The 12525-nt window shown below is 45.2% G+C and carries 10 protein-coding genes; all 10 read left to right on the top strand.

The features are described 5' to 3' along the window. The coding region (locus DWY93_RS17325) for a hypothetical protein (protein ID WP_207658708.1) at positions 1–246 on the top strand (246 nt) is incomplete at its 5' end. Positions 247–285: 39 nt separating this feature from the next. Continuing rightward, a complete protein-coding gene (locus tag DWY93_RS14860) occupies positions 286–1605 on the top strand; it encodes an ATP-binding protein (RefSeq protein WP_117471125.1) in 1320 nt (439 codons plus the stop codon). A gap of 281 nt (positions 1606–1886) precedes the next feature. Further along, positions 1887–2633 carry a LytTR family transcriptional regulator DNA-binding domain-containing protein gene (locus tag DWY93_RS14855; RefSeq protein ID WP_117471124.1) on the top strand — a complete coding sequence of 249 codons (747 nt, stop codon included), beginning with the start codon at positions 1887–1889 and terminating at the stop codon, positions 2631–2633. A 270-nt stretch (positions 2634–2903) separates the two neighbouring features. Beyond that, on the top strand, positions 2904–3374 hold the full coding sequence (locus DWY93_RS14850) for a hypothetical protein (protein ID WP_117472550.1): 471 nt from the start codon (positions 2904–2906) through the stop codon (positions 3372–3374). Beyond that, positions 3286–4770, top strand: coding sequence for a hypothetical protein (locus DWY93_RS14845; protein ID WP_117471122.1), 1485 nt, complete (start codon positions 3286–3288; stop codon positions 4768–4770). Before DWY93_RS14850 ends, DWY93_RS14845 begins: the two co-directional genes overlap by 89 nt. A gap of 14 nt (positions 4771–4784) precedes the next feature. Next, positions 4785–5705, top strand: coding sequence for a hypothetical protein (locus DWY93_RS14840; RefSeq protein ID WP_117471121.1), 921 nt, complete (start codon positions 4785–4787; stop codon positions 5703–5705). A 415-nt stretch (positions 5706–6120) separates the two neighbouring features. Next, a complete protein-coding gene (locus tag DWY93_RS14835; RefSeq protein WP_242990677.1) occupies positions 6121–7749 on the top strand; it encodes an MBG domain-containing protein in 1629 nt (542 codons plus the stop codon). A 69-nt stretch (positions 7750–7818) separates the two neighbouring features. Next, a complete protein-coding gene (locus DWY93_RS14830; RefSeq protein ID WP_181968560.1) occupies positions 7819–9243 on the top strand; it encodes an MBG domain-containing protein in 1425 nt (474 codons plus the stop codon). Between the two features lie 190 nt (positions 9244–9433). Next, positions 9434–10966, top strand: coding sequence for a sodium/proline symporter (locus DWY93_RS14825; RefSeq protein WP_117471118.1), 1533 nt, complete (start codon positions 9434–9436; stop codon positions 10964–10966). A gap of 165 nt (positions 10967–11131) precedes the next feature. Beyond that, positions 11132–12325, top strand: a complete 1194-nt coding sequence (locus DWY93_RS14820; RefSeq protein WP_117471117.1) for a M20 family metallopeptidase — start codon at positions 11132–11134, stop codon at positions 12323–12325. The last annotated feature ends 200 nt before the right edge of the window (positions 12326–12525 follow it).

Here is a 12525-nt window from a genome sequence, read left to right as displayed (position 1 = left end):
CGCTCCGGTCGTCGCAGGCGAACGTCCCCCGGACGTTCTGCGACGCCTCGTGCTCTTTTTTATAAGGATATCCAGTGTGGATGTCCTTTTTTTGTGAAAAAATCATTTACCAGCGGTGTCTATTATAAAAAGTCACTTGAAAAAGTTTGCATTTTATCGAAAAAGTCACTTGAAAAAGTTTATATTTTATCAAAAAATCGTTTAAAAAAGTTTGTTATATCTTATATAACTCCCTTGAAAAAATGAATATTCCGTTGTACTCTATAGAAAAGAGGTGAAATCATTATGCTGAAAAGAAAAATTGAAAAAAAATTAATCGCTTGGAAAAACACAGAAAATCGAAAACCATTGATTATTAAGGGGTGCAGGCAATGTGGCAAAACATTTTCTGTTCTTGATTTCGCAAAGAAAAATTATAAAAATGTTGTGTATTTGAATTTTTTTGAAAATCCAGACTATGTTGCTGTATTCTCAGGCTCTCTGGAAGTAGATACGATTGTTATGATGCTCTCGGCCTTACTTGGTAAGGAAGCAGTCTTTGAAAGTGGCAATACTGTTTTAGTCCTGGATGAAATTCAGGAGTGCCCAGAAGCTCGAACAGCTTTGAAATTTTTTCGCATGGATGGGCGTTACGATGTGATAGGTACGGGATCACTTTTGGGTGTAAAAGGATATGGAAAAGAACCAAAATCGGTCCCAGTTGGGTCGGAAACGGTAATTGATATGTATCCACTGGATTTTGAAGAATTCCTGTGGGCAAATGGAATTGAAACCCCGGTGATTGAACTGTTGAAAACATGTTTGCAGAATGAAAAAACAGTTCCGGAAGCATTGCACAAGCGCATGAAACAGTTGCTCTTGCAGTATACAGTTGTTGGCGGCATGCCGGATGTGGTACAGACATTTGTAAGCACAAAACAGATGGACGAAGTTCTACAGATTCAACGAGATATTGTTCGGTCATATGAAGATGATATGATAAAATACGCAGAAAAAAAAGATAAATCAAGGATCAAAGAATGTTTTCAGTCTATTCCTAAACAACTCAGTAAAGAAAATAAGAAATTTCAGTATTCAATTGTCAAAAAGGGATCTACCGCTTCAAAGTATGCTGGAAGCTTGCAATGGATCGAGGATGCAGGTATTATTGTGCGCTGTTATAATCTTAGTATTACGGAACTGCCTTTAGACGGAAATGCAGAAGAAAATACATTTAAAGTGTATATGCGCGATTGTGGTCTGTTTGTCAGCATGTTGGAGGATGGTACGCAATACGATATTCTTCAAGGAAATCTTCATGCTTATAAAGGAGCAGTTTTCGAAAATCTGATTGCTGATATTTTCAGTAAAATGGGAAGAAAACTTTACTATTTCCATAAAGACAGTGGACTTGAGGTGGATTTTGTGATCCGTTATAAAGGTGAATGCACATTGGTAGAGGTAAAAGCATCTACAGGTAATACAAAAAGCACCAGAACAATCCTGAATCATCCTGAAAAATACCATGTCAGTCATGCAATCAAACTTGGAGATTATAATGTTGGACGTGCGGAACAGATACTTACACTTCCACTCTATATGGCATTTTTGCTAAAAGAAATATAAAAGTGTGCATCTTTTTCAGGGAGCTACGTAGTACTGACTTTATCTAGATATTATACTTCGCAATATATCAAAATAAAGCTGATATATTGCGAAGTGATTGTCTCATCATTCTGCTATTCGATCTGTTTACTTCTCCTTTTATGTCTTTCTGTGTTTGGGAATCTCAAAAATCCAAATTTCGACATCTTGTGCAGGAAGAATTGATTCTGCTGTGAAATCCACTTATAATTTCAGATATAAAAGCTTCAATAAAATATAAAATCTTACGGAGGAAATGTTTCATGCCAGAAGAAAGATACATAACGATCGTTTCGGAGAGGAAAACGATCGCTTTAAGAGTGAGTACGATCTTATATGTTCTGATGAATGGAAAATACGCAAATATCCATGTGCTGGGAGACCAGGTGTATCGGACGACGATGACGCTTCGGGAGATCGAGGAAAAGATCGGAGACGGATTTTTGCGGGTGCATCGCGGCTGCCTTGTAGCAGTCATGGCAATCCATAACGTCACGGATACCATCAATCTCAGCAATGGGGAATCCCTGGGGTATACGGCCCGTAAGAAAGGGGAGATCATGAAAACACTCCGGAATGCCCAGCAGGACGTGATCCGGGGATTTCAGAATCATGGAGTACCGATGACGGACGATGAGTACCATGACTATTACCGCAGTTTCGATCAGCTCCCATTCGCATTTACGGATATCGAGATGGTATTTGATGAGGAGAAACGAGCAGTTGACTGGATCTTCCGCTATGGAAATCCGGAACTTGCGAGGCTGGAAAAACTGCCGTTAGACCGGCTGATCGGAAATTCATTCGGAAGTCTTTTCAGCAATATGGATTCCAAATGGCTTCGAAGCTATGAGCGGGCCGTCCTTTACGGGGAAAAACTGGAGCTCATCGACTACAGCCCGGAAATCGATACAAATCTGAAGGTCACATGCTTCCCGACTTTTCCGGGGCATTGCGGCTGCATCCTGTTCAATATTTCGGAGATCGAATTCGTGAGCAGCAGCCAGTAACATGATTCGGTTGCTGTTTACGCGTTGCGCAAACAGCAACGTGATTTTGCCGATGCTTCGCATTCCAAATCGGCAAAATCTGTTACCACCACCGTATCATACGACATTTTCAGTTCAGAAAATTCCTACCCGTGTACAGTAACGATTCGTTCCTGTTGTACGTCTGTTCGTTCCAAGTCTATTGATTGGAAAATGAAAAAATAGTAGAATACTGTTAGATTTTTTAACTGATGAAACGCTCGACATATTAGGGAAAAATCTTATGATGAGGTGCATCCGAAGGAGCTGACGAAGCTTCTGAAAAAGTTTGAAGGAAGCGAAGAGGAAGCACTCATCAGCCGTCTGCCCCTGCGTTCCATGAAGCAGGCAAAATACATGCCTGTCTATGTCAATGAACTTCATGGCGACTATTATGTGTTCCGGGAAGAGCGCATGGAGCTGCGAGGTGAGATGAGCGGGAAGACCTTCAAGATCGGACAGAAGATGCGGACGATGGTAACCGGGACTGACCGGCTTACCATGATAATTGATTTTATTCCGGCAAAGAATAATTTTACCAATTTTGTCGAAGTTCGACCGATTCTGTCGAAGCTGTTGCTTTGGGGGGGGGCTGTTAAAATGAAAATTATTGAAGACAGTGGGAGGTACGCCTATGAGGAAAAAAATAAAACAGTATACAGCAGTTCTTTTGACAGTGACCATGTCTCTTCCGGGGACAATGGCTTATGGAAATGTAGATAGCCTTGATGCTGCATCAGGAGTTGTAGATGCAAGCGGATACCTGAAGGCATCCACATCAAACGCACAACAAACCATTCATATCGCTTCCCCATCTGACGCAGATGAAGATGAAGAAGAACTGATCGATGATCGAAAGAAGGCTTCTCCATCGGATACAGAATTTGACGGGGAAGATGTATTCGCAAAAATCTACGACTTTATCTGGCAGGACCCGGAAGAATATTTAAATGACGGAAGACTGGAACTGAGTGCGACCGCAGAGGAGCAGCCGACATTGGAACAGATCGTTTCCATCCTGCCGCAGAGTATCCTTGCAAAGACCGGAGAGACCGCAGAGAATACTTCTGCGGACGAAGCAGAGGATATTACTGCAGATGAAGCAGATATCACTGCGGATTACGATGTGGAAATCAAAGTATCCGGTTGGCAGTGCGAAGATTATATCCAGAACGAGGACGGAATGTGGCCGACAAGCGGAACCTTCACCTTCTCGGCAGAGCCGGAGGACGGATATGAGCTTGCGGACGGGTGTGCGCCGCTTGCAGTGGAAGTCGCGGTGAGCGATGAGGCGGCAATGCTGGCGGCGAATGCAGAAACCTATATGGTATTCACGAGAAGAGAAGATAATACCAGCACAAAATCAGTTACTGTTGATTGGGATGGAACAAATTTATCGGGTAAGTATGAGCAGTATCTTGATGTGGACAGCAGAATTTATCGTGAAGAAGATGCTTTTGTATTAGAACTGAATAATTATAATCCTCAAGTGGAAACGTGTCTGGATATTCGTAAGGGAAAATGGATTATTGAGTTGAATGGAACAAGCGTATTCGATGGAACAAAGCTGCCCAAAGATTCGGCAAGCTATGGACTGTGGATCTGGAGTGATACAGATGTAACTTTTACAGGCTCAGGAACGTTGAATGTGAAAGGTGACCGAAGTGGTATTTCTATTGGGAAGAAGGCAGAAGTTTCAATCAATTTAGAACAAGATGGAAAAATTAACGCCACTTCCCCTTATAGCGTAAATGAAAGTGGATATAATCGACATGGGATTGAGTCCTATGGAAAGCTGACAATAAAAAGAGGAACAGTAACGGCAAATGGTCCATATAGCGGCCTGTATCAATCTGGTGGAACATTTAATATAACAGGTGGTACACTTAAAACAAAGGTACGAGGAGGGAATGACAGCAGCCGGGGACTGTATTTTTGCAGAGAAAGTGATTGCAGTTTAGGCGGAATAATCGAAACAGATGGTCTGACGTTAGACAATGCTACTGGATCCATATCTGGAAAGGTCACTGTAAACCATCTCTCATTAATAAACCTATCTGAATCATTACTTACAATTGAATCTGACGGAATATTAAAGAATCGATACTTTTTGATGTAGGAATAAATAAGCTTGTGAATGATGGTGAACTTCAAGTGAATATGACTTCAGATTCATCTAAACCCATTCCTTCAAATTATGAGAATCATGGGCGTGTTACAGGTACGCAGGCAGAAAATTGGAGAACTCCATCATCTCTGAAAGCAGTGAAAGGAACATCAGAAACTAAGAGGGAGAAAGTAAATGAGAGTGAAAATTTCGATGTTTCTACCCTGTTTAACAGTTCAGATATTGATTCAGAAGAAGGAAAGGTATCGTATTATTATGTAAATCAGGCCGATTCCGAAAAAAAAGAGCAAACATTGAGTTCGTCTACAACGAAATTCGCTGCCGGAAATTATATAATCGGTGCAAAAACACAGGGAAATGAGACGTACAAAGCAGGCAGTGCAGTAGCATACATTTATGTGAATTCTGATATATTCAGCGTTGTTCCTATTGAATTTGTTTATACTGGATTTGAGCAGGAGTTGCTTAAGGTCTATACACCAAATGATGAGGAATACAAGGTTGAGTATCAATGCTATGAGCCTCAATCGAAGGGTGGATTTTATGTAAATAACTGGACGACGACCCCACCAACGGCAACTAATTGTGGAGATGAGTCTCTTAAATATTATTATGCAGTGCGGATTACAGCAAGTGACAGTGATCAGCCACTGTATCAAATCACTTATGATGGGACATCATCGGATAGTTTATTGCACGTGACAAGTATAAAAACTAAATCTTTGCAGAGCGATGATATAGTTGTTACATTAACACCGCAAACATTTAGATATGATGGAACGGTTAAAAAACCTGCGATCGAAATAATAGATACTGTCATAAAGACGGAAGTAAAAAGGTACGGTATAAGTTATAGCTATGCTGCCGGCGAGGCGGCAGATAATCCTAAAGAAGCTGGAACATATAAAGTATATATACTCATTTGATGCAAATTATACGGGCGATCGATATGTTTATTTTACCATCGAAAAACAAAAACTGACGCCGGTGGCAGTTATCAGTAATGCAAGCAAAACATACGATGGAACAACTTCCTTGGCATCAGGACAGACAATTGCACTCACTCTGCAGGATGAAGCTGGGAATACTGTTTTGGATGGTGTAAGTGCCAGATATGAAGCAGCAACATATGAGTCCAAAGATGTAGGACCTAACTCTATTCAGATTACAGGAATTTCCCTGACAGGAGAAAATGCAGATAAATACGATCTGTCTGCCTCAACATTGTCAATATCCGGAAATATTGATCAGGCATCTGCAGAAAAACTTGTACCTAATGTGACTTATCCGGGTAACAACAACGTGATTGAGTATGAAAATAGAGGTACTTTCTTGCCAACTGTGACAGTAAGCTCCAATATTTCTGGCGATCAGGTAGGCAGTTATGTTGTTTCCTATTCCGCTACGCAGGAAGGATCTTATGTTTCTGACTTAAAGGGTGTAATGCAGAACCTGAACGTACAGGAAACAGAGCAGACCATTTATTACCGGATCACAACGCAGAATTATGAACCTACTACAGGAAACTTTACGGTTAAAATTATTCCATCCAGCCTAAATGGTAAGGGAATCGTTGTGACAGGTTACGACGGTCAGTATGATGGGAATCCACATACGATTACAGCAACACTTCCGGCGAGTAGTGTTCCAAGCGGGACAGAAATCAAATATAAGGGCAGCGCTGAAAGCGAGTGGAGCCAAGAACCGCCAAGTTACACGGATGCGGGAGAGTATACGGTGAATTATAAGATTTCCTGTCCGAATTACAAGGATCTTGAGGGAAGCCAGACGGTTCATATCCGTCCGAGATCACTAACTGTAACTGCAGGGCTGAAAAATCCGAAAAGAGGTGTGATATACGGCGATCCGATGCCGGAGTTTGAGGCAAGCTACACCGGTTTTGTGAAGAATGAGACCAAAGAGACAGCTCTGACGGGAACTCCGATGATGACATGCAGCACCTATACTCAAGAGAGTGGAGCAGGAACAACGCATACGATCAGTATTGAAGCAGGCAGCGGAGAGGGAGCATTGAGTGCCCGGAACTATAGCCTGAGATTCACTCCGGGATCGTTTACTGTAAATAAGAAACAGGCAACGATTGAGGTGACTAATTACAATGAATGGAAGGCGTATACCTATGATGGAAAATCACCGGAGATAGAAGCAGCTGTCGAGGGCGAGAGAACTGTTAAGGTAGAAATTTACGCAGGAAATCCGGCATCCGGTTCGGCACTCGCAGAGATCCCGAAAAATGTGGGAACCTATACCGCTAAATTTACAGCGGCGGAGACAGCCAATTACGGAGCAGCGGAAATCAGTCTTCCGTTTGACATTGTACAGAGAGAACTGAAAGTTACTGCTGTCAATCAGTCGATCACATATGGAGATCCGGCACCGCAGTATACGGCGGTCTATGCGGGCTTTGCAGCGGGTGAATCTCTGGAAAGTCTGAAAGGTAAAGGTACTCTTTCCTTCACATGTGCATATCAGCAGGCGAAGGCGGGACAGAGCAATGAAAACAGCAATGCCGGAACTTATACAATCACACCGGCGGTTGCAGGTCTGAACAATTATAAGGTAACTTCTGTAGATGGAACCCTGACGGTTGGAAGGAAAACTCCGACCTTCACAGATTCTGCATTATGGAAAGAAAAATATCCTGATGGAAGCAGAGTCTACGATGGAACTTCTGTGAATATCACTCCATCGACAGACGGAGACGGCGCAAGAAACTATATCGTCGAAAACACAGAGACGGGTGAGGTCCTGAAAACGGATCCGGTCAATGTGGGAACCTATAAGGCTACATATTCGGTCGCAGAGGGAACCAATTATCAGGCAGGTTCAATTTCGTATGAATTTGCGATCACAGAGGCCGAGATGAAAACGTCACGGCAAATGGATATGATGGAATCTATGATGGTCACTCGCATGGGATCGAGGTTTCTGTACAGGATGAGCTTGTAAAAGATGAGGTGGTAGAATACGGACTGGAGCCGGATAATTATACTGGAACAGATGCACCGGAACTTATCGATGCCGGAACTTATCGATGCCGGAACTTATACGGTTTACTACCGGATCACAGCGACGAACTACAAACCTTACACAGGAAGCGCGATCGTAACGATCAAGCAGAAAGAGATTCAGGTTGTAACGGCAGATCAGGAGACAACCTATCTGGAAGAAGCTCCGAAGTTTACCGTTGATTCGGTAAATGGCATGGTAGGAGAAGAAACTCTTGAAAATCAGAATGCTGTTTTATCATTCGTGACTGCATATACAAAAGGCGATGATGCCGGTGAGTATGCGGTTCAGGCAGTGGTAGATGGTCTGAAGAACTATAAGGTCGAGGTCGTACCGGGTACATTGAAGGTACAGCGCAGAACCCCGGTATTCACCGACTCCGCAAATCTGTATGAGGCTCGTGTCTATGACGGAAAAGCTGTGGATCTGACTCCGGAAACAGACGGGGATGGTCAGATGAGCCGCGTGATCACGAATCGGGAGACGAATGAAATCTTAACATCTGATCCGGTCGATGTGGGAGAGTACCGTGTGGTTTATAGTGTTTCGGAAGGACAGAATTACACGGAGGGAAGTGTTTTCTACGACTTTGCGATCACACAGGCACCGCTTGTGATCACTGCGGAGGATAAGAATGTCACATTTGGATCCAAAGCACCGGAGTATACAGTTGTCTATGATGGCTTTGTAAACGGTGAGACGGAAGCGGTTCTTACGGGAATTCTGGTCGTAACCTGCGATTACACAGAGGAAGGCCGTGAGTCTACTTATGAGATCGTTCCGTCCGGACTTTCTGCAAAGAACTACGCGATCACCTGGAAGAATGGTGTTCTGACAGGACGTTATCCGGAGAGCGACGATAACGACAATGAGGAAACTTCCAAACCGGCAAACAGCAAGATGCCGAAATCCGGAACCAACGATCCGGGACAGGGAGCGACTGCGAAGGATACTCAGAAGGGCTATGTGAATGAAAATTCCGGCATTGTTTCCGGAAAGACACTGACGGAAGAAATGCTCACGAATAACAGTGAAAGCCTGAATGATGGCTACAGCCACTGGATTAAGACAAACGCAGGCTGGTGGTTCCGCTTTGCAGATGGAAGTTATCCGAAGGCAGCAGGAGCAACGAATTCCGGATCCGGCAATTCTTCGGCAGCTCAGAGTTATGAGTGGGTTCAGATCGATGGAAACTGGTGGTCATTTGATTCGAATGGTTATCTGGGTACCGGATGGATTCTTGACCAGATTTACGGAAACTGGTTCTATGTGGATTCTAACACCGGAATGAAGACCGGTTGGGTCCAGATCAACGGAAAGTGGTATTACTTCAATCCGGTTTCCGACGGAACAAAGGGAACCATGTTTGCGAACCGTATGACGCCGGACGGCTGGTTTGTCCGGGAGGACGGAAGCTGGGATGAGAAGCGGTAAGGATACCAAGATCAGGATCCCATAAAAACTGAACAAAGACAGGAAAAGGTCGGCACGGGAATGTGCCGGCCTTTTTTCAGACGCAAATCCCGGGAAAACACTTGCAATCCGGCCATTTTCTGCTATACTAAACTACATTAACGCTTTATTAAACTAATATGGCAGACTAAAATGAGAGGAAGTATGAAAAATGAATGGAGCGATCATCGGTGTTTTTCTTGTGATCATTGCCTATCTGGTGATGATGCTGGCAATTGGTTTCTTTTATTCTAAGGGAAATAATGACTCCAGTGATTTCTATCTTGGCGGCAGAAAATTAGGACCGTTTGTGACGGCAATGAGTGCGGAGGCGTCGGATATGAGCAGCTGGCTGCTCATGGGACTGCCGGGTGTCGCGTATTTAAGTGGTACCTGCGACGCAGCATGGACGGCGATCGGACTGGCGATCGGTACCTATTTAAACTGGCTGATCGTCGCAAAAAGACTCAGAAGATACAGTGCGAAGACAAATTCGATCACGATGCCGGATTTCTTTTCGAACCGGTACCGCGATGATTCGAAGCTGCTGCTTGGAATCTCAGCAATCTTTATCATCATTTTCTTTGTCCCGTACACGGCGTCCGGCTTCGCAGCATGCGGAAAGCTGTTCTCCACATTATTCGGAATTCCGTATACGGCAGCGATGCTGATCAGCGCGGTTGTCATCGTCGGCTATACGGCGCTCGGCGGCTTCATGGCGGCAAGCTTTACCGATCTGATCCAGAGTATCGTTATGACGATCGCTCTGATCCTTGTCGTATGCTTCGGCGTATCCATGAGCGGCGGTCTTGATGTTGTTCTCGCGAACGCAAAGGAACTTCCGGGATTTTTATCCCTGACAGCGACATATGACAGTGCATCAGGAACTGCATCTAATTATGGAACAATTACAACAATTTCCACACTTGCCTGGGGACTTGGATATTTCGGCGTGCCCCATGTACTTCTTCGCTTTATGGCGACGGAGCATGAGGACAATATCGCAATGTCCAGACGCATTGCGACGGTATGGGTCGTGATCTCTATGGCAGTTGCAATCTTTATCGGCGTTGTCGGTTACAGCCTCTCAAAGAATGGCGTGATGGCAGAGTTGAAGGGATCCGCTTCGGAGACGATCATCATCCAGGTTGCAACGCTTTTAAGCCAGCATGGATTCCTCGCGATCATCGGAGCCGGTATCACACTCGCCGGAATTTTAGCCTGCACGATGTCCACCGCAGATTCCCAGCTTCTTGCGGCATCCTCCGCTGTTTCTGAGAACCTGTTAAAGGGGATGTTTGGCGTAAACCTTACTGAGAAGAGAACGATCCATGTTGCCCGGGCGACGGTTCTCTTTATCGCAGTGATCGCAGTATTTTTAGCGGGAAATCCGGACAGCTCCGTATTTGGAATCGTGTCCTTTGCGTGGGCTGGATTTGGCGCTGTATTCGGACCGGTGGTCCTTGCGGCACTGTTCTGGAAACGTTCCAACAGGAACGGTGCACTTGCGGGCATGATCGCAGGCGGCGTCATGGTATTTGTATGGAAATACTGCGTTCGTCCGCTCGGCGGGGTATGGAATGTGTATGAGCTGCTCCCGGCGTTTATCGTTGCAATGGTCGTTCTGATCGCGGTCAGCCTTGCGACTGGGGAGCCGTCGAAGGAGATCCAGGAGGAGTTTGAGGAAGTAAGAGCAGGAAAATAATTGCCGGAACAGATCGGTGAAATCGGAAGAAAAGACTGGAAAATTTAGGCGAAAAGAACTATAATACGCATTAAGAGACCTGACAAGTAGGTTTTTGTCAGGTCTTTTTCCTTATAAGAATATTGCAGTGAATTTATGGGATAAAAGAAAAGGAGATTGTGGATAATGGACGAATTACAGAAGAAAATTGTGGATTATGTAGAGGCAAACGGCAAGACATATCAGCAGATCGCTTTGGAGATCCATGAGAAGCCGGAGGTCAGCAATTATGAGTTTTTCGCTTCCAAGCGTCTTGCAGATCAGATTAAGAGCGTGGGATTTGAAGTAGAGATGCCGGCGGCAGGTCACAGAACCGGTTTTGCGGCGAGCTATAAATCCGGGAAACCCGGTCCGGTCATGGTTTTCCTTGCGGAGTACGATGCCCTTGTGGGACTTGGACATGGCTGTGGACATAACCTGTTTGGTGCAACTTCTTCTCTGGCGGCTGCGGCGTTAAAGAGCGTGATCGATGAGGTCGGCGGAGAGGTCCGCCTCTACGGAACACCTGGAGAGGAAGGCGGAGAAAACGGAAGTGCGAAGGGAAGCTTTGTCCGCGAGGGATATTTCAAGGACGTTGACGCGGCTCTTTCCGCACATCCGGGTGTGGGACATCGCCTTACAGAAAAAACACTTGGATGTGTTCCGATCGATATTGAATTCTGGGGTAAGGCGTCTCATGCGGCTGCGGCACCGGAGCAGGGAATCAATGCTTTAGACGCGCTGATCCAGACCTATAACTCCATCAATGCTCTTCGCCAGCATCTGAGTGATGATGTGCGGATCCACGGGATCATCGTAAACGGTGGACAGGCACCGAACACGGTACCGGATTACGCGGCAGCAAAATTTTATCTGCGGGCTGCTGCAGCTTCCACATTAAAGGATGTTTACGCTAAGGTAGAGCGGATCGTGGAAGCCTCTGCGATGGCAATGGGTGCAAAGGGCAGCATGAAGCCGTACCAGAACTGGGTAGAGAACATGGTTCCGACACCATCCTTTGATGCGGTTTATGCGAAGAATCTGGAATTGTTTGGAGAGACTGCAGATCCGGCAGGAGAGCGCCTTATGGGATCGACAGATATCGGAAATGTATCCCAGGTCGTTCCGGCGATCCAGCCGACCATCAATATCAGCGACGAGCCGATCAAGGGCCACAGCAAGGAGATGGTTGCGGCGGCATGCTCACAGAAAGGACTCGATTCGATCCTTCTCGGTGCAAAGGTTCTTGCTTTCACAGCCCTCGATCTGATCCGCGAGCCGGAGACATTAAAAAAGATCAAGGAAGAACATGCCTATGAGGTAGAGCATCAGGCAGACTGACCGGGGGGCGGATAGCTGCCTCATCTTTCCGGTGAATGTCCCGGACAAGTTCTGCGTAGCCGGAGATCACGGAAAGTGGGGAGCGGAGCTCAGGGGAGACATTGGCGATGACTTCCTTTCGAAGAACATCGACGCGGGCGGAAAAATCATTTTCTGCGAGCCGGTCCACCGTGTGCTTGATTGCAAAGATCGGCTTTGTG

It is taken from the genome of Clostridium sp. AF28-12 (genome assembly GCF_003435225.1).
GTDB classification, from domain to species: domain Bacteria; phylum Bacillota; class Clostridia; order Lachnospirales; family Lachnospiraceae; genus Pilosibacter; species Pilosibacter fragilis.
Note: the sequence above shows the minus strand (reverse complement) of the source record. Positions and strands in the feature narration are given on the sequence as shown.